General features: G+C 46.2%; 1 protein-coding gene (running past one end of the window). It reads left to right on the top strand.

Features of this window, described 5'->3' with window-relative positions; genetic code table 11:
- Positions 1 to 23,396 carry the 3' portion of a T1SS-143 repeat domain-containing protein gene (locus C9J48_RS27825; RefSeq protein WP_006229289.1) on the top strand. It extends 6,142 nt beyond the left edge of the window, so only the last 23,396 of its 29,538 coding nucleotides appear in the window; the start codon falls outside the window, past its left edge; it ends in the stop codon at positions 23,394 to 23,396.

The raw sequence follows: 23,396 nt of genomic DNA, 5'->3' as shown, positions 1-23,396 counted from the left end.
TAAAAATCGACCCAGCATTACAAAGTGATCTGATCACTGAGCTGCAAAATGAACTGACCTCAGGTGGTGAGGCGCTGACGTTTGAGGTTGATACGAGCGGTAATCTGGTTGGCAAACTGCCGAACGGTGATGTGGCTGTCACGGTTACCCTGTCGGGCGAGCAACAAGGTCAAGACGTGAAGGTCACGGTGACTATCGAACAGAATGTCCCGCTTGATCATAATGGCTCAAACGGTACGGGCTATATTACTTCTGCTAATGATGACATTCACATCAATGTGCCCGTGCAAGCGACAGACACCGATGGCGATGATTTAGATAGCCCTGCCAATGTGGATATCACGATCACCGACGGTGCTAATCCATCGTTCGGTGCTGACTCTGGCGTGACGATTGATGAAACTACGCAAAAAGGTGACGTGATTTCGGGTCAGATCCCATTGGATGTGGGCTCAGATGCGATTGATACCATAGTGTTCCAAGCTGACCAGCCGGGATTAACTGACATTACGAGTAATGGTCTGTCAACGACCTTTACTGCTACTGGCGATACCCTGACAGTACTTGATAGTGCTGGCGACACCGTGATGACGGTGACCATTGCCACTGACGGATCGTATGAAGTGATCGTTACTGGTCCTGTTGACCAAGGTGACAGTGAATCCACAAATATCGACTTAAACGTGACTGCTACTGACAAAGATGGTGATACCACTGACGGTTCGATGGATATCACTATCACTGACGGTACCAATGCCGCGGGTGGTGATCAAGGTGCGCTAACATTGAACGAAGGTGATTTAGATACGGCGGGTGACGGTGTTAATCCGGGTGATACCGATACCACATACCCAGTATCGCAATCAGGTTCGTTTGTTATCAAGGCGGGTGAAGACAGCCTTGTTTCGGGTTCAGTAAAAATTGACCCAGCATTACAAAGTGACTTGATCACTGAACTGCAAAATGAACTGACCTCAGGTGGTCAGGCACTGACGTTTGAAGTGGATAGTAACGGTAACCTAGTTGGTACATTGCCAAACGGTACTATTGCTGTAACCGTTTCTTTGTCTGGTGAGCAGCAAGGTCAAGACGTGAACGTTACGGTGACGATCACGCAAAATGTACCGTTGGATCATAATGGCTCAGAAGGAACGGGCTACATTACTTCTGCCAATGATGACATTCACATCAATGTACCCGTGCAGGTAACAGATACTGACGGCGATGATTTAGATAGCCCTGCCAATGTGGATATCACGATCACCGACGGTGCTAATCCATCATTCAGTGCTGATTCGGGTGTGACGATTGATGAAACTACGCAAAAAGGTGACGTGATTTCGGGTCAGATCCCACTGGATGTGGGCTCTGATGAGATTGATACCATTGTGTTCCAAGTGGCTCAACCTGGATTAACAGGGATCACCAGTAATGGTGAAGCGACGACGTTTACGGTTGTGGGGAATACCCTGACGGTTCTCGACAGTGCTGGCGACACCGTGATGACAGTGACTATCGCGACTGACGGTTCGTACGATGTCACAGTTACAGGTCCAATCGACCAAGGTGACAGTGAATCCACCAATATTGATTTGAACGTGACTGCCACTGACAAAGATGGTGATACCACTGACGGTTCGATGGATATCACGATCACTGACGGTACCAATGCTGCGGGTGATGACCAAGGTGCGCTAACGCTGAACGAAGGTGATTTAGATACGGCGGGTGACGGTGTTAATCCGAGCGATACCGACACCACATACCCAGTATCGCAATCAGGTTCGTTTGTTATCAAGGCGGGTGAAGACAGCCTTGTTCCAAGTTCAGTAAAGGTTGCTCCAGCATTACAAAGTGACTTGATCACCGAACTGCAAAATGAACTGACTTCAGGCGGTGAGGCGTTGACCTTTGAGGTTGATGCGAGCGGTGATCTGGTTGGTAAACTGCCAAACGGTGTTGTGGCTGTAACCGTTTCCTTGTCTGGCGAACAACAAGGTCAAGACGTGAAAGTCACGGTGACTATTACGCAAAATGTCCCGTTGGATCATAATGGCTCAGACGGAACGGGTTACATTACCTCCGCCAATGATGAGATCCACATCAATGTACCCGTACAGGCGACAGATACTGATGGCGATGATTTAGATACCCCAGCCAATGTGGACATCACTATTACCGACGGCGCTAATCCATCATTCGGTGCTGATTCTGGCGTGACGATTAATGAGTCAACAGATAAAGGCGATGTGATTTCCGGTCAGATCCCGCTGGATGTGGGCTCTGATGCGATTGATACCATTGAATTCCAAGCTAGCCAGCCAGGATTAGCGGGGATCACCAGTAACGGTGAGGTGACGACATTCAGTGTTTCTGGTAACACAATTACGGTGATTGATAGTGCCAATAACCCTGTCATGATGGTGACCATCGCCACTGACGGTTCGTACGAAGTGACGGTCACAGGCCCGATCGACCAAGGTAACAGTGAATCCACAAATATCGACTTAAACGTGACTGCCACTGACAAAGATGGTGATACCACTGACGGTTCGATGGATATCACTATCACTGACGGTACCAATGCCGCGGGTGGTGATCAAGGTGCGCTAACATTGAACGAAGGTGATTTAGATACGGCGGGTGACGGTGTTAATCCGAGCGATACCGACACCACATACCCAGTATCGCAATCAGGTTCGTTTGTTATCAAGGCGGGTGAAGACAGCCTTGTTTCGGGTTCAGTAAAAATTGACCCAGCATTACAAAGTGACTTGATCACTGAACTGCAAAATGAACTGACCTCAGGTGATCAGGCACTGACGTTTGAAGTGGATAGTAACGGTAACCTAGTTGGTACATTGCCAAACGGTACTATTGCTGTAACCGTTTCTTTATCTGGTGAGCAGCAAGGTCAAGACGTGAACGTTACGGTGACGATCACGCAAAATGTACCGTTGGATCATAATGGCTCAGAAGGAACGGGCTACATTACTTCTGCCAATGATGAGATCCACATCAATGTACCCGTGCAAGCGACTGACACAGATGGCGATGGTCTAGATACACCAGCCAATGTAGATATCACCATTACCGACGGTGCGGATCCATCGTTCGGAACTGATTCGGGTATCACGATTGATGAAACCACGCAGAAAGGCGAGGTGATTTCGGGTCAGATCCCACTGGATGTGGGCTCAGATGCGATTGATACGATTGTTTTCCAATCTGATCAACCGGGATTAGTGGGTATTACCAGCAATGGTCAGGCAACGACATTCACGGTTGTCGGTAATACATTGACGGTACTGGACAGTGCTAACAAGCCAGTGATGACAGTAACCATCGCGACTGACGGTTCGTACGACGTCAAAGTGACTGGTCCAATCGACCAAGGTGACAGTGAATCGACTAATATCGATTTGAAGGTGACTGCCACTGATAAAGACGGCGATACCACTGACGGTGCAATGGATATCAACATCACCGATGGTGATGACGCGTCGGGTAGCTATAACGGCACCATTACATTGACTGAAGGTGATTTAGACACTGACGGCAATGGGGCGGGTGGCGTCGATACCTCTTATCCAGCCACCCAATCGGGTAATTTTTCGTTAATTGCCGGTGAAGACCGTTTAGTCCCTGACTCTGTTCAAGTGGACCCAGCCCAAGTGGCAGACTTGATGACAGAGCTTGCGGCTGAACTGACCTCAGGCGGACAAGCCTTAACCTTCTCGTTGAATGCTGCTGGTGACATTGTCGGTATGTTGGGTACCGAGGTGGCGCTGACGGTTAAGCTGTCTGCGGTACAAGACGGTCAAGATTTAACGGTGAGCGTTGATATTGCGCAAAACGTGCCGTTGGATCACAACAGCACGGGTGATACGGCGGGTTACATTCGCTCTGAAAACGACGAACTTCATATTAATGTGCCGGTTCAAGCGACAGATACTGATGGCGATGATCTGACGACACCGGCCACCGTGGGCATTATTCTTAAAGACGGTGACAATCCTGCATTCGGCACAGATATAGGCGTGACGATCAATGAATCATCACAACAAGGCAACGTAATTTCCGGTCAGATCCCACTGGATGTGGGCTCTGATGCAATCGCAACCATCGTTTTCCAAGCTGACCAGCCGGGATTAGCAGGGATCACCAGTAACGGTGCAGCGACGACTTTCACGGTTGTCGGTAATACCTTGACGGTTCTCGACAGTACTGGCGATACCGTGATGACGGTGACCATCGCTACCGATGGTTCTTACGACGTGAAAGTGACAGGACCAATCGATCAAGGTAACAGTGAATCAACCAATATCGATTTGAACGTTACTGCTACTGATAAAGACGGCGACACCACTGACGGTTCGATGGATATCACTATCACTGACGGCACCAATGCAGCAGGTGGTGACCAAGGTGCGCTAACACTGAACGAAGGTGATTTAGACACGATGGGTGACGGTGTTAATCCGGGTGATACCGATACCACATACCCAGCCTCGCAATCAGGTTCGTTTGTTATCAAGGCGGGTGAAGACAGCCTTGTTTCGGGTTCAGTAAAAATTGACCCAGCATTACAGAGTGATTTGATCACTGAACTGCAAAATGAACTGACCTCGGGTGGTGAGGCGCTGACGTTTGAAGTGGATAGTAACGGTAACCTAGTTGGTAAACTGCCGAACGGTGATGTGGCTGTAACCGTTACCTTGTCTGGCGAACAGCAAGGTCAAGACGTGAAAGTCACGGTGACTATTACGCAAAATGTCCCACTGGATCATACTAATACCGGCGACAGCGGAGGCTACATTACTTCCGCCAATGATGACATTCACATCAATGTACCCGTGCAGGCAACAGATACTGACGGCGATGATTTAGATACCCCTGCCAATGTAGATATCACCATTACCGACGGTGCTAATCCATCGTTCGGTGCTGATTCGGGTGTGACGATTGATGAAACTACGCAGAAAGGTAATGCGATTGAAGGTCAGATCCCACTGGATGTGGGCTCTGATGCGATTGATACCCTTGTGTTCCAAGTGGCTCAACCTGGCTTAACGGGCATTACTAGTAACGGTGAAGCGACGACGTTCACCGTTTCAGGTAACACGATTACTGTTGTTGATAGTGTCAATAACCCTGTGATGACGGTGACCATCGCCACTGATGGGTCGTATGAAGTGACCGTAACAGGTCCAATTGACCAAGGTGACAGCGAATCCACCAATATTGATTTGAACGTGACTGCCATCGATAAAGACGGCGACACCACTGATGGTTTAATGGATATCACCATCACTGACGGTACCAATGCCGCGGGTGGTGACCAAGGTGCGCTAACGCTGAATGAAGGCGATTTAGACACGGCGGGTGACGGTGTTAATCCGGGTGATACCGATACCACATACCCCGCATCGCAATCAGGCTCATTCGTTATCAAAGCGGGCGAAGACCGCTTAGTGCCAGATTCGATTGTTATTGATCCTGCACAAGTGAATGCCTTGATGACCGAGTTGGCGAGCGAGCTGACGTCTGCGGGACAAGCATTAACCTTCTCTCTAAATACTGACGGTGACATTGTTGGTATGTTGGGCAACACAGTGGCGTTGACGGTCGAACTGTCAGCGGCGCAAAACGGTCAAGACTTGACGGTGAGCGTTAAAATTACGCAAAACGTTCCGCTTGATCATAACAGCACAAATGGAACGGGCTACATTACCTCTGCCAATGATGAGATTCACATCAATGTACCCGTGCAAGCGGCTGACACCGATGGTGATGATTTAGATACCCCTGCCAATGTGGATATCACCATCACCGACGGTGCGAATCCATCATTTAGTGCTGACTCTGGTGTGACGATTGATGAAACAGCACAAAAAGGTGATGTGATTAGTGGTCAGATCCCATTGGATGTGGGCTCAGATGCGATTGATACCATAGTGTTCCAAGCGGCTCAACCTGGATTAACAGGGATCACCAGTAATGGTGAAGCGACGACGTTCACGGTTGTGGGGAATACCCTGACGGTTCTCGACAGTGCAGGCGATACCGTGATGACGGTGACCATTGCCACTGACGGATCGTATGAAGTGATCGTAACAGGTCCTGTTGACCAAGGTGACAGTGAATCGACCAATATTGACTTGAACGTCACTGCCACTGATAAAGATGGCGATACCACTGACGGTGCGATGGATATCACTATCACTGACGGCATCAATGCTGCGGGCGACGACCAAGGTGCGCTCACGCTGAATGAAGGCGACTTAGATACGGTTGGTGACGGTGTTAATTCGGGTGATACCGATACGACATACCCAGCCTCGCAATCAGGTTCGTTTGTTATCAAAGCGGGTGAAGACAGCCTTGTTCCAGATTCAGTAAAAGTTGACCCAGCATTACAAAGTGATTTGATCGCTGAACTGCAAAATGAACTGACTTCAGGTGGTGAGACGCTGACGTTTGAGGTTGATGCGAGCGGTAATCTGGTTGGTACATTGCCAAGCGGCGTTGTGGCGGTGACCGTATCACTGCAAGGCGAGCAGCAAGGTCAAGATGTGAAAGTCACGGTGACCATCACGCAAAATGTCCCACTGGATCATAATGGCACAAACGGTACGGGCTATGTGACATCTGCCAATGATGAGATCCACATCAATGTACCCGTGCAGGCCACTGATACTGACGGTGATGATTTAGATATCCCTGCCAATGTAGATATCACGATCACCGACGGTGCTAATCCATCGTTCGGTGCTGACTCTGGCGTGACGATTGATGAAACTACGCAGAAAGGTAATGCGATTTCCGGTCAGATTCCACTGGATGTGGGCTCAGATGCGATTGATACTATAGTGTTCCAAGCGGCTCAACCTGGATTAACAGGGATCACCAGTAATGGTGAAGCGACGACGTTCACGGTTGTGGGTAATACCCTAACGGTTCTCGACAGTGCAGGCGATACCGTGATGACGGTGACCATTGCCACTGACGGATCGTATGAAGTGATCGTCACTGGTCCTGTTGACCAAGGTGACAGTGAATCCACCAATATTGACCTGAACGTGACTGCCACTGATAAAGACGGTGACACCACTGACGGCTCGATGGATATCACTATCACTGACGGCATCAATGCTGCGGGTGGTGACCAAGGTGCGCTCACGCTGAACGAAGGTGATTTAGATACAGCGGGTGACGGTGTTAACTCTGGTGACACTGATACTTCTTACCCAGCCTCACAGTCGGGTTCGTTTGTGATTACAGCCGGTGAAGATAGCCTCGTTCCGGACTCAGTAAAAATCGACCCAGCGTTACAAAGTGATTTGATCACCGAGCTGCAAAATGAACTGACTTCAGGCGGTGAGACGCTGACCTTTGAAGTGGATAATAACGGTAATCTGGTTGGTACATTGCCAAGCGGCGTTGTTGCGGTGACCGTATCACTGCAAGGCGAGCAGCAAGGTCAAGATGTGAAAGTCACAGTGACCATCACGCAAAATGTCCCACTGGATCATAATGGTTCAAATGGAACGGGCTACATTACCTCTGCCAATGATGACATTCACATCAATGTGCCCGTGCAAGCGACAGACACCGATGGCGATGATTTAGATACGCCTGCCAATGTGGATATCACTATTACCGACGGCGCTAATCCATCCTTTGGTACTGATTCGGGTGTGACGATTGATGAAACTACGCAAAAAGGTGACGTGATTTCCGGTCAGATCCCACTGAATGTGGGCTCTGATGCGATTGATACCCTTGTGTTCCAAGCTGACCAACCTGAATTAGCAGGGATCACCAGTAACGGTGAGGTGACGACATTCACTGTTTCAGGCAACACAATTACCGTTGTTGATAGTGCCAATATTCCTGTCATGACAGTGACTATCGCGATAGATGGTTCATATGAAGTCACGGTTACAGGTCCAATAGACCAAGGTGACAGTGAATCGACTAATATCGATTTGAACGTGACTGCCACTGATAAAGATGGCGACACCACTGATGGTTCGATGGATATCACCATCACTGACGGTACCAATGCCGCAGGTGGAGACCAAGGTGCGCTCACGCTGAACGAAGGCGATTTAGATACGGCGGGTGACGGCGTTAATCCGAACGATACCGACACCACATACCCCGCATCACAATCAGGCTCATTCGTTATCAAAGCGGGTGAAGACAGCCTTGTTCCAAGTTCAGTAAAGGTTGATCCAGTATTACAAAGTGATTTGATCGCTGAGCTGCAAAATGAACTGACTTCAGGCGGTGAGGCGCTGACGTTTGAAGTGGATAGTAACGGTAATCTAGTCGGTACATTGCCGAACGGTACTGTGGCTGTAACCGTTTCTTTGTCGGGCGAACAGCAAGGTCAAGATGTGAAAGTCACGGTGACCATCACGCAAAATGTCCCACTGGATCATAATGGCATAAACGGTACGGGCTATGTGACATCTGCCAATGATGAGATCCACATCAATGTACCCGTGCAGGCCACTGATACTGACGGTGATGATTTAGATATCCCTGCCAATGTGGATATCACGATCACCGACGGTGCTAATCCATCGTTCGGTGCTGACTCTGGCGTGACGATTGATGAAACTACGCAGAAAGGTAATGCGATTTCCGGTCAGATTCCACTGGATGTGGGCTCAGATGCGATTGATACCATAGTGTTCCAAGCGGCTCAACCTGGATTAACAGGGATCACCAGTAATGGTGAAGCGACGACGTTCACGGTTGTGGGGAATATCCTGACGGTTCTCGACAGTGCAGGCGATACTGTGATGACGGTGACTATCGCCACTGATGGTTCATACGAAGTGACGGTGACCGGACCTATCGATCAAGGTGACAGCGAATCCACCAATATTGATTTGAACGTGACTGCCACCGATAAAGATGGCGACACCACTGACGGTGCGATGGACATCATCATCACTGACGGCATCAATGCTGCGGGTGACGACCAAGGTGCGCTAACGCTGAATGAAGGCGACTTAGATACGGTTGGTGACGGTGTTAATTCGGGTGATACTGATACGACATACCCAGCCTCGCAATCAGGTTCGTTTGTTATCAAAGCGGGTGAAGATCGTCTAGTCCCAGATTCGATTGTTATTGATCCTGCACAAGTGAATGCCTTGATGACCGAGTTGGCGAGCGAGCTGACGTCTGCGGGACAAGCATTAACCTTCTCTCTAAATACTGACGGTGACATTGTTGGTATGTTGGGCAACACAGTGGCGTTGACGGTCGAACTGTCAGCGGCGCAAAACGGTCAAGACTTGACGGTGAGCGTTAAAATTACGCAAAACGTTCCGCTTGATCATAATGGCTCAGATGAAACGGGCTACATTACCTCTGCCAATGATGAAATTCACATCAATGTACCCGTGCAAGCGACTGACACCGATGGTGATGATTTAGATACGCCTGCCAATGTGGATATCACGATTACCGATGGTGCTAATCCATCGTTCGGTGCAGACTCTGGTGTCACCGTTGATGAAACCACACAAAAAGGCGATGTGATTAGTGGTCAGATCCCACTGAATGTCGGTTCAGATGCGATTGATACCCTTGTGTTCCAAGCTGACCAACCTGAATTAGTCGACATTAACAGTAATGGGCTACCAACCACGTATACCGTAACAGGCAATACGCTGACTGTTTTTGACAGCGCGCATAAGCCAGTAATGACAGTAACTATTGATACCGATGGTTCATACAAAGTCACGGTAACTGGACCAGTTGATCAAAGCGGTGCGAGCGATAGCATCAATGTCGATTTAGGTGTCACAGCAACCGATAAAGACGGTGATACAACAAACGGCTCAATGGACATCACGATCACTGATGGTGATGATGCAGCAGGCGGTAATTCCGATACGATTGAGCTGATCGAAGGTGATCTTGATACTGACGGCAATGGTGTCGGTGGTACAGATACTTCTTATCCTGCAACGAAGTCAGGTAATTTTGAATTAACTGCCGGTGAAGATCGCTTGGTTCCTGATTCTGTTGAAGTTGACCCTGCGCAAGTCAGTGCCTTAATGCTGGAGTTGGCGTCTGAATTAACGTCAGGTGGACAAACATTAACCTTCTCGTTAAATGCTGACGGCGACATTGTTGGTAGGTTAAATGGACAAGTTGCGTTGACGGTTGAATTGTCTGCGGCACAGAACGGTCAAGATCTGACGGTGACTGTAGATATCACGCAAAATGTTCCATTGGATCACAAAAACACTGGTGATACTGCGGGTTACATTACTTCTGAAAACGATGAAATACACATCAAGGTACCGGTTCAGGCGACTGATACTGATGGCGATGATCTGACGAGCCCTGCCAATGTAGGCATCATTATTAAAGATGGTGATGATCCATCATTTGATACTGACTCTGGCACCACTGTTAATGAAACATCGAATAAAGGTGTCGCTGTAGAAGGTCAACTGAATCTGGATGTGGGCTCAGATGCCATTGCAACGTTAGTCTTTGCGGAGACCCAAACAGATCTTGAAAGTCTTACCAGTAACGGTAATCCTACGACCTATGATGTGGTTGATAACACCATCACATTATTTGATAGCAATGCTCAGCCAATCATGGTGATCACTGTTGATACAGACGGCAAGTATACCGTGACAGTGACAGGTCCTATTGATCAAGAAGCAAGTTTGTCGACTGATTTGAACTTGGGTGTCATAGCGACAGATAAAGACGGTGATAGTGCTTCAGGTTCAATGAACATCAGCATTACCGATGGTGCGAATGCCAGTGGTGGTGAAACTGTTAGCGTGGAAATTACAGAGCCGGATTTAAGTCCAAATGGCTACCCAGTGTCGGCTGAGACTGATATCACGCTGAATGCGGGTGAAGATCGCCTTGATGTCACGACGGTGGGGATTGATGCAACACAGCAAGCAGCGTTAATTTCTGAACTGGAAGCGGAACTGACTTCTGGAGGTGAAACACTGGCATTCACACTCGAAAATGGTGTGTTAGTGGGTAAGCTTCCAAATGGTGTTATTGCGGTTAGCGTAACAGTGACTGCGGTACAAGCTGGTCAGGATGTCAGTGTGACAGTTAAAGTCGATCAACTTCTGCCTCTGGATCATAACGCGTCGGGTAATAGTACGGGATATGTCAGCGAAAATGGTGACAGCATTGCAATCGATGTTCCTCTGCAAGGTAAAGACACCGATGGTGATAGCTTAGATACCCCAGCGGTTGTGACAGTAACAATTAAAGATGGTCAATTGCCGTCATTCGGTGTTGATACTGGAATTTTTCTGAACGAAGAAACGCAAGAAGGCCTAGTTATCTCTGGCAGTATTGCTGTTGATACGGGTAGTGATGCGATTGCATCTATCGAATTTGATGATGCAAATATGCAATCTGGCTTTAATGGTGTCACCAGTAATGGACACGCCACGACAGTTGAAGTGAGTGGTAATGTATTACTGCTGAAAGACAGTGATGGCAAGACTGTACTTGAAGTTACCATTAATAACGATGGTTCTTACACAGCGAAAATCACCGGAGAGTTGGATCAGGATATTAATAACCTGCTGAACTTGCCGATCAAAGTGACCGTAACAGATGATGATGGTGACACCGCCAGTGGTACCATTAATATTGAAGTGGCTGACGGCAGTGATGCAACAGGCGGCGAAGATCACGCAATGACTGCAGTTGAAGGGGATCTTGAAACCTCAACGGGCGAAGCGACCTATCCTAAAACAACGTCAGATTCCTTTATGGTAACGGCGGGTGAAGATCGCCTCGATCCAACAACAGTGAGCGTAGACCCGGCACAAGTAGCAGCGTTGATCACTGAATTGGAGCTGGAATTAACCTCTGGTGGTGAGAAGTTAGTCTTCTTGCTCAGTGCGGATGGCTCGACTTTAGTTGGTAGCACAAGCCCTGGTGGTGATGTTGCAGTAACAATCACACTATTAGGCACTCAAGTGGGTGACGATATCAATGTGAATGTTGAGTTCAAACAGCATCTGCCACTCGATCATAATAATCCAACAGATGCCGATGGCTTCGTCAAAACCAATGGCGATGACATTACGATCAGTGTGCCTGTACAAGCGAAAGACACTGATGGCGATGATTTAGATACTGCCGCGAAAGTGGATATTACGATTCAAGATGGTGCCGATCCTGTCTTCGGTCTTGATGGTGGCACAACCATTACAGAAACCGAAAATAGCCAAACGGTATCAGGTGCGATTGACCTTGATATAGGCAGTGATGCAATTGATAAGGTGGAATTTGATGCGGTACAAGCGTCACTTGTTGGCTTAACCACTAACGGTCAATCCACAACGTATGTTGTGAATGGTAACGTAATTACAGTAACGATTAACGGCGGTACAAATAGCGGTGATCCAGTTCTAACCATCACCATGAATAAAGATGGTACGTATACTGTTAAGCAAGATGAAGCATTAGAACAAGATAATAATAACGGGGATAGCATCAAGCTTGAACTGGATGTAACAGCTACAGACTATGACGGTGATACAAGCAATACCGGGCAGTTGGTCATTAACATTGCGGATGGTCAGGATCCATCATTTGATGCTGACTTAGGTGTCACTATTAATGAAACATCAGACAAAAATGATTTAATTTCTGGGCAAATCCCGCTGAATGTTGGTTCTGACGTTATTGATACGATTGTGTTCCAACCTTCTCAGCCGAGTTTAACGGGGATTACTAGCAACGGTGCTGCAACTACTTTTGTGGTATCAGATTCTGGTCGTACTATTACAGTATTCGACAGTAGCAATGATCCCGTAATGACGGTGACTATAAGTACAGATGGATCGTATGTAGTCAAAGTAATGGGAGCTGTTGATCAAAAAGACGTTAGTGACTTAGTAAAAATCACTCTGAATGTAACGGCTACTGATAAAGACGGTGATACCACGAATGGTTCCATGAATATCACTATATCCGATGGTAATGATTCAAGTGGTGAGCTAGGTGAAATTGACATCACAGAACCAGATTTAAGCCCTGATGGTTATCCAGTAAGCGGCAATACAGAAATTACAATTACAGGTGGTGAAGACCATCTTGATGTTTCAACCGTAGGTTTCGCCCCAGATAAAATAGCTGCATTGATTACTGAATTGGAAGCAGAGTTAACATCAGCTGGTGAAAAGGTTGAATTTAGTAACGATGTTAATGGCGTTTTAGTGGGTACTGTTAATGGTGTTGAAGTCATCACGATAACGTTAACAGCAGTGCAAGATGGGCAAAATGTTAATGTGGCTATTGAAGTAGTACAAAGTAAACCACTCGATCACAATAAATCAGGAAATAGCACTGGGCTTGTTAGCATGGATGGTGACAGTATTGCCATCAATTTACCGATTCAAGGTAAAGATACTGATGGTGATGATCTTGGTGATACTGCCAATGTAATTGTGACGATCAAAGATGGTCAATTGCCGTCATTCGGTGTTGATTCTGGCATTTCTCTGAATGAAGAAACGCAAGAAGGCCAAGTTATCTCGAGCAGTATTGTTGTTGATACGGGCAGTGATGCAATTGCATCTATCGTATTTGATGATGCAAATATGCAATCTGGCTTTAATGGTGTCACCAGTAATGGGCACGCTACGACAGTTGAAGTAAATGGTAACGAATTACTGCTGAAAGACAGTGATGGCAAGACTGTACTTGAAGTCACCATTAATAACGATGGTTCTTACACGGCGAAAATCACCGGAGAGTTGGATCAGGATATTAATAACCTGCTGAACTTGCCGATCAAAGTGACTGTAACAGATGATGATGGTGACACCGCCAGCGGTACCATTAATATTGAAGTGGCTGACGGTAGCGATGCGACAGGCGGTGAAAGCCACACAATGACAGCAGTTGAAGGGGATCTTGAAACCTCAACGGGCGGAACGACCTATCCTAAAACAACGTCAGATTCCTTTATGGTAACGGCGGGTGAAGATCGCCTCGATCCAACAACAGTGAACGTAGATCCAGTACAAGTAGCAGCACTGATTACCGAGTTGGAATCAGAATTAACCTCTGGTGGTGAGAAGTTAGTCTTCTTGCTCAGTGCGGATGGCTCAACTTTAGTTGGTAGCACAAGCCCTGGTGGTGATGTTGCAGTAACAATCACACTATTAGGCACTCAAGTGGGTGACGATATCAATGTGAATGTTGAGTTCAAACAGCATCTGCCACTCGATCATAACAATCCAACAGATGTCGATGGCTTCGTCAAAACCAATGGCGATGACATTACGATCAGCGTGCCTGTACAAGCGAAAGACACTGATGGCGATGATTTAGATACTGCCGCGAAAGTGGATATTACGATTCAAGATGGTGCCGATCCTGTCTTCGGTCTTGATGGTGGCACAACCATTACAGAAACCGAAAATAGCCAAACGGTATCAGGTGCGATTGACCTTGATATAGGCAGTGATGCAATTGATAAGGTGGAATTTGATGCGGTACAAGCGTCACTTGTTGGCTTAACCACTAACGGTCAATCCACAACGTACATCGTCAATGGAAATGTAATCACGGTAACGATTGATGGCGGCATCAATAACGGTGCTCCCGTTCTAACCATCACCATGAATAAAGATGGCACGTATACAGTTAAGCAAGATGAACCGCTTGATCAAGATAACATACAAGGAGATGACATCGGTCTGACCTTGGATGTCGTTGCGACAGATAAAGACGGTGATGTCAGTAATAGCGGTCAAGTCATCATTACGATCAAAGATGGTCAAGATGCGACAGGTGAAAATGTTACTGCAAACCTAACGGTTGTAGAAGGTGATCTTGAAAATCCGGCTATCGGTAAAGCGTACCCATCAACAGGGTCTGGTAGCTTTACGGTTGAAGCCGTGAACGACAATCTGGTTTCAAATACGATGCGTGTTGAAGCCGGTGTGCAAACTGGCCTCTTAGCTGAGTTGAATGGCCTGACATCAAATGGTGCGCCATTGACGTTTACGCTAACGGTTGATGCCAATGGTGTGATTACCATTACGGGCATAACACAGGCTGGCAGTGCAGAAATTTTAGAGATAACACTGACGCCAACGCAGCTAGCGAATGGTGATGTCAGCGTAGCGATGGCCATTGAGCAAAGTGGTCCACTGGATCACACCAATGGCTCGGGCACTTATGTGAATGTGGGTGACGACGCGATCACTGTCGATATTCCAGTTCAGATGACGGATTCTGACGGCGATGATCTTGAAAAGCCAGTGAATGTGAATGTCACCATTACTGATGGGGATGATCCGAAATTTGGTGCAGACAGCACTGTTAACTTAGAAGAAGGGGATGACGGTGTTGTTTCCGGCACAGGTCAAATTGATGTCGATACTGGCAGTGACGATGTTGTTAAAGTGTACTTTGACGATACGCAATCTTCGCTAAATGGCCTAACCAGTAATGGTGAAGCAACCACTTATACTGTTAGTGCAGATGGCAGCACGATTATTGTCACTTTAGTGAGTGATCCGAATGTGGTGGTCATGGAAGCCACGGTTGATATCGACGGTAACTATACGGTTGATCAGAAACAACCGATTGATCAGGTTGATGATAAAGTAGGTGATAATGAAAACATTGTTCTTGATGTATTAGCAGATGATAAAGATGGTGATACCAGTGCGCCGGGTCATATCAATGTCGTGGTCAATGACGGCACCAATGCTGGGGGTGGCCAAACGGGTACTATTACTATCACTGAAGGTGATTTGACACCTGAAGGTAGTGAGTCTCCTTACCCTGTAACAGGTAGTACTACGATCAATGTCCCTGCAGGCGTCGATCGTCTAGATCCTAATTCTGCTGAGATTGATAGCGATACACTTGATGCATTAATTACTGAACTACAAAATGAATTAACAGCGGGTGATCAGCCAATTACGTTCACCTACAACGCAAATACGGGTACATTAACGGGTGTTGCTGCCGGTGTTGTCGTGATGACAGTGGTTGTAGACGCAGTGCAAGCGGCGAATGGTCATGATGTAGACATCACTATTACCATCATACAAAACCAACCGCTTGATCACCAAGGTGGCAATGCAAATGGCATGGTATCAACTGATGGTGACAAGATTACCATCGATGTGCCAGTCCAAGTCGCAGATACTGACGGTGACAAACTTGCTGCTGGTATTTCAGTCGATGTGACTATCAACGATGGTGCCGATCCTGTGATTACTGGTTTTGAGTCGATTTCTGTCGATGAAAGTGCCCTGAATGGCAATAATAAAAACCATCAAGGCTCTGATCCATCAAGCAAAGACGAAAAAGCGAAAGGGCAAATCACTGTCGATAGCGGTAGTGATGAAGTTACTGATTTCGTTATTGATGTTGCTACCTTTAATCAGCAAAACGCTGGTGTACTAATGTCGGATGGGCAGCAAATCACTCTGTCTTACAATAGTAACAATGGTAATTACTTCGGTAAGGTTGGCAATACGACTATCTTTGTCATTAAACTGAGTAATAGCGGTAAATATGAGTTTATTCTTAAAGGTAATGTTGACCACGAAGAGGGTGGCCTAACAGATGATGAACTGATAATAACTCTTCCGATACAAGCGATTGACCAAGATGGTGATAAGAGTAATACAGTTAATGTACCTGTTACGATTAAAGATGATGAGCCAACCGCGACAGATGTTACGTTAAATACAGTAGAAGGGCTGTCGACCACTAGCGCCGATGTATTAACGATTATTGGTGAAGGTGCGGATGATGCGACAGTCACGGCCTTAATCGTAGATAACGTTCGTATCCCTCTGGATTCTTTACCTACTTCGGGTGATTACTACTTATACGAAGTTAAAGAAGGCAATGAGGTCCTGGGAACGTTGCTGATTACCGTCGAAGGTAAAACATATTTTGTAGCTAATGATGATTTAGACCATGACATTGAGAATATCATCAAAGAGATTGGCTTTGAGGTAACGGACGGTGATGGTGATACTGATACAGGTGTCATTACGTTAGAAATCAGTGATCAAGACGCCACATTAACCACACATAACAGCACGGGCCAAGAAGATAGTGGCAGTGCTTCAGACACCATTGATCCTAATTATCACGGTATTGCCATCAACATGGATATCGATGTCGGTGATTCAGATCGTGGTGAATCTGTCGGTACGGTTACCATAACACCTGTCGGTGATATGCACGGTGACTTTATGTGGAATGGTGTAGTGATTACGGCTAATGCCGATGGTTCAATTACCTTTCCGTCAGCAGCCTTCACCGATAATGGTGACGGTACTTTCTCTCTCAATGGCGTAACTTTTATGCCGGATGAAGACTTCTCAACCATTAATGGTGACTTGAACTTCAATGTGAGTGCTGAAGTCGTCAATACCGATAGCAGCAAGCACCCAGGTATGAACGGTAGCTTTACTGTGCATGTCGATGGTGTAGCAGATATTCCAACCTGGGAAGATGCCAATACTACCTACCACTATACAGTTACAGAAGATACGGGTAACGTTGTTCTGAATCTGACAGCTGTACTGCAAGATGACGATGGCTCTAATACTAGCTCGGAAGATCTGTATTACTTCATTACGATTAAAGAAGGTGAAGGCACGTTAGTTGGTGACAACCTAGTAGAAACGCCTACGGGTTCTGGCATCTATAAAGTTGCTGCAGCTGATATTGGTTCTGTACAAGTAGACCCTGCGGATAACTTCAGTGGCGACATTAAGTTGGATGTATACGCGCAGAGTGAAGAGCGTGACAACCAAAATACGGCTGACTCTGTTCATAAAGAAATCATCATCAATGTCAATCCTGATGCTGATGATGCGACCATGAAAGTGAAGCGTATTGAATCAGATGAAGATGTTAGGATTGACTTAAAAGATCACATCTTCCTGACACCTCAAGACGACAACGCTGATGGTTCAGAAAAACTCTTTGTTCGCATTTCCGGTTTACCAACAGGCGCTATATTGTTCCTTGATGGACAAGCATTAGTACCTGATGCCGATGGAAAATACGAAGTGGCTTATGATGAAATTGATAAGCTGCAGTTACAACCAACGCCAGAGAGTAATATTGATTTCACGATAAAAGTTGAAGGTGTCATAAAAGATACCGCAACAGTCACTAATCCTGATGGCACAACAACCACAGATGTGGTGAATGAGTTTGTAACTGGTGAGCAAACAATTGAAGTTGACTTAACGGGTGTTGCTGATAAGCCGGACTTTGATTTCAACAATTCATCATGGACAGAATTAACCGATGGCCGTACTGGTCTTGAAACTACGATTGATGAAGATAGTTCTGCAGTTTTTGACTTCTCTGTCATGTCGGGCGAACACGCGTTAGCGCCAACAGATAACTCAGAAACACTTAGCTTGGTTATTTCGAACATTCCGGAAGGCGTTAAGATTTTTGATGCAAACGGTAATGAACAATCGCTAGTCTATGTTGGTACGGATGCGAATGGTAACCCTAAATATGAAGTGAATCTTGATACATTGCATGGCATCACAATAACTCCACCATTAAACAGTACGGCTGATATTGATCTCGGTGTGCGATTGGTCGTGACAGAGAATGACGGTGACAGTAAATCGTTTGACGGTAACTTGGTTATCCATGTTGAGCCAGTTGTTGATGCGACGGATTACAGCAAAAACTCAAACGGAAACGAAGATAGCTACGTTAACTTGAATTGGCAGCCAGACCTTACTGATAGCAAGGAAGTAATCACTGGCTTGGTGATTAAAGATCTTCCTGCTGATTATGATTTGTACATAGGCAACACATTGATTTCTTCTGGTGGTGGGGAGATTACCTTGACGCCAGCTCAGGTGGCTCAGATTACATCTGGCGGACAATCATTGCGCGTGAAAGGTCCTGAAGATTCTGATGTTGATTTAACATTGAAGGCGGAAGTGACAGTCACCGAAGTGGATGTCGATTCAGCGGCAACTGATGTTAAAAACATAGAAGGCACACTCAATGTCAATATTAATGCTGTTGTGGAAGACGATGGCAAATTAGCGATTGTGGGCAATAACGGTGATGTGACGAATAAGATTACTAGTGATGCGAATGGTGTTATCGACATCAATATTAATACAACGGGTGATCAGACGTTTACCAATGGCTTAAGTTTCATCGAAGATGATTTAAGCAGTACTGAAGTTATTGAAAAAGTAGTCATTACTTTGGTGGATGCCAGCGGTAATACGATTACCGATCAAAGCATCTTAGATCAGTTCTTGGTGATGGGTGGCATTAATAATGGTGATGGGAGCTGGACGGTACCTCAATCTGAACTGGGTAATCTGCAAATTATTGCAACAGTTGACCAGACCTCTACAGTTTTCGTTCATATTTCTGCTGAGATTCGCGATCTAGGTGATAACAACGAAGGCGATTCGAGCAACGGTGTTCGTAAAGACATTGATACTGTCATCGAACTCGACTTCAACGGCACAACGGGTGGCGATCAAGAGGCTGGAAATATTGATGTGCAACCCGATATTGTCATTACAGGTACCGAAGATAATTACTTGGATTTTGGTAACCAGTTAGATGCGTTTGTTTCCGTTAGTACGTCCGGTTCAAATCATGAGAATGATGTATTTACCTTAGTCATTGATGCTTCAACGCTACCTAATAGTGTGTCTATAACTGGCGCGGAATATAACTATGAAACGGGTGAGTATGTACTTAAAGTGCCTGTTGACTCAGAAGGTCATGTTGATTTGTCTGCTATTGGTATTAAATTACCTGAAGACTTTGCCGGTGATTTTGAGCTTGACGTTAAATACGTGACGACAGATACAGTGAGTGGTGATGTCAAAGAAGTCTCTGACACCATTCCTGTGCAGGTGAACCCTGTTGTTGACATTCCCGGTAATTCACAAACGGGCGATCATACGCCGGAAGTTGAAATCAGCGTTGTGAAGACTGACGGACTAGACGGTAACAAGCAACCGATCACCGATGGTAGCGCAGATCATGATTACACTGGTGTCGCGTATGAAGACGGTGATATTACGCTTGATTTGAGTGTGGTGCTTGCAGATAGCAGCACCTCTTTAAATGAAGGTCTAGAAACGGTGACGTCAGTAACACTGACGGTTGATTCGGCGAAAGGTTTCTTTGTTGCAGCTGACGGTTCATTAGTCTCTGAAATTACTCTACCTGCAAGTGAATTGGGCAATATTCAATTCCGTCCTGTGGAAGATTTTAGCGGTTCAGTCAGTGTGGGGGTAAAAGTTGATATTACGGATACGGCGAACTTCGATCAAACTGGTGGTTCAGCAACGGATACCGGCTCCTACACTACCGATGTGAATTTTGAGGTTGTAGCAGTTAACGATGCGGTAAGCTGGACGGGTCCAGATAAGGTCGTTGGTCAAGAAGATGCTGGCGGTGTATCACTGGCTGGTATTGGCGGAACGATTGTTGATATTGATGGTTCTGAACAAATCCTGTCCATAAAGCTGACGGGGGTGCCTGAAGGCTTCATTATTGAAGGTGCGGTAAACAACAGTAATGGTGAGTGGAGTATTTCGTTACCACCAGGCCAGACAACCTTCAATTTAGATAATATTAAAGTGATTCCACCTGAAGATTTCAGCGGTGAAGTTGAATTGAATGTAGTGGTTTACAGTAAAGAAGATTCGTTAACGGAAGTGGCGGAAAACTCAACCAGTATTACTATTGATGTTCAACCAGTGGCTGATCGTGTGGATACAGACGTTGAAACTGAAGCATCAGGCACAGAGAACGATACCGCAGGGATTGATTTAATCCTAAATGTTGAAGCTTTTGACGATAAAAATAGTTATGACGGTTCAGCATCAACTGTGACAGAAAAAGGGCCGGAAGGTTTACAAGTTACATTAACAAATGTTCCCGAATCTAGTTCTATTGCTTTGCCGGATGGTGTAGTGGGCACCGCAACTAATATGGGTGGCGGTGTATGGGTTGTGACTGTTGAGTCTTCAGATCTTGATAAGTTGATTTTCCATCCAGGTGATGCGAATAGTGTAAATTGGGACGGTAATATCAATGTTGATATCCGCGCTGTGGATAACGGTATTGTAGCAATAGATAGTATTGCGGTTGATAAGACTATTCACATTGATGTTGAAGCTGAAAATGATGCACCTGTTAACGTGCTTCCAAGTAGTTTAACTGCTGATGAAGATGTGCCTCTACTAATTAACAGTCTGAAAGTGGTGGATGTTGATGCTAACGAAACTGCTAATGGTGAAATGACGGTGACCCTGCATGTTGGCGATGGAACCTTAAATGTTCCTGATAGCTTCGATTGGGCGGCATTGGGACTACTAGTAACGGGTGAAGAATCTGATACCTTAATTATCTCCGGTAGTCTTGATGACATCAATGCGCTATTAGCGAGCGGTGTGGAATATACGGGTGATACTAACTTCAATGGTGACGATACCCTGACCATGACAACAAATGATCAGGCGAACTCAGGTACTGGTCCTGCAGAAGGATTGACAGACAGCGACAGCATTACGATCACAGTTAACCCTGTTAATGATGCGCCTGTGAATACAGTACCTAATGCTGTGACTGCGGAAGAAGACGGCAGTACAGTGATTGCAGGCATGCAGATCAGTGATGTCGATTTTGGTGAAGCTGGCACGACGGGCTCTATGTCTGTCACGTTAAATGTGGCGCACGGTATTTTGAGTGTTGATACTCCTGTGGGAAGCAGTGTTGTTGTGACAGGTCAGGGAACTGATACTGTGATGGTCACAGGCTCAATGGATGATATCAACGCACTGCTGAACAACGGTGTTACCTATGACGGTGACGACAACTACAGTGGTGCTGATGAACTGACTATGACGACCCACGACGGCGGTAATGTCGGCTCAGGTACTGACGACACGGCAATCAGTAAAGTTCCTGTAACGGTAACCCCGAAAGCCGATGCGCCGACATTATCTCTAGATAATAGCTTTATCCAGACGGCTGCAATCCGTGGTTCAATGAACACCATGATTCCATTATTGGGATTGATGGCGGCTGTCACTGATGCATCAGAAATTCTGACGATTGAAGTGCGTAATTTAGGCACGGGGCAGCTGGTGGATAGCAATGGCCAACCTGTTGGAACCAACATGGGCGGCGGTGTCTGGGTGGTATTAAAGGCGGATCTCGCTGACTTGCATGTTATTGGTTTGGGTGAAGGTGAGAACAACCTAGAAGTTGTGGCCGTATCAGAAGAAACTGATGGCAGCAAAGCTGAATCAGCAACTGTCGATATCAATGTTGTGGTCGATAATCTTGCCAATACTGGTAATCAGATTGGAGGTTCATCTAGCTCTGATGCCGCAAACTTGGTGATTGATAGTAGTGCCGAAGCAACATTATTGGGTGGTGATGGTAACGATATCTTAATTGGTGGCGTGGCTTCTGACATCTTAGTCGGCGGGGCTGGCGAGGATATTATGTGGGGGGGGGAGCAAGGTGGAACTGGCGATGGTGTTGAAGATATCTTCAAGTGGCAAGCCGGTGACTTTGGTACTGCGGCTAATGTCGCGACAGATACCATTATGGATTTTGAAGTAGGTATCGATAAAATCGACCTTACAGATGCCTTTAGCGCGTATGATTCGATGTCACTCAGTAATTTGACCAGTCTTATAAAACTGACGGGCAATGGGACGGATTCGACTCTTGAAATTTACGATGACCAAGGCGGCTTAGTTCAGAATATAGTGCTTAATGGTGTATCGGAAGCAGCCTTGCTAGGGAATGACCCTGCTGGTATGTCTGATGAAGATAAGTTAGGCACGTTACTTAACAGCGGACAGCTTGATGTGGCTAACAACTTCGGCGATGCTGGGGATAATATCCTTGTTGCGGATAATAGTGGTGAGAACCTCTATGGTTTTGATGGTAACGATGTCTTAACGGGTGGTGCAGGAAATGACTTCTTGACTGGTGGTGAAGGTAATAACTTGTTCACATGGGATGATACATTGTCCAATGAAGATGTGATTACTGATTTCAAATTGGATCAAGACCAACTCGATTTATCTCAAATATTGTCAGATGGTGGTGATGATAAATTTGATATGGATGATCTACTTGGACATGTCACCTCTGGTGATTTGACCGCGAGCTTTGATAACGACGGTAAAGTTAACTTATCTGTTACCAATAGTGACTCTGGGAATACACAGAGTATCGTTCTTGAAAATATTGACTCTGCTAGCCTTGGTGATGTTAGTCAGGCAGATATTCTGAATCAATTATTTAGCCACGATGCATTTAAGGTCGATCCTAACCTTTGA

The organism is Photobacterium profundum (genome assembly GCF_003026285.1).
Classification (GTDB): Bacteria; Pseudomonadota; Gammaproteobacteria; order Enterobacterales; family Vibrionaceae; genus Photobacterium; species Photobacterium profundum.
The sequence above is the reverse complement of the archived record's forward strand: the minus strand, read 5'-3'. Positions and strand labels throughout refer to the sequence as shown.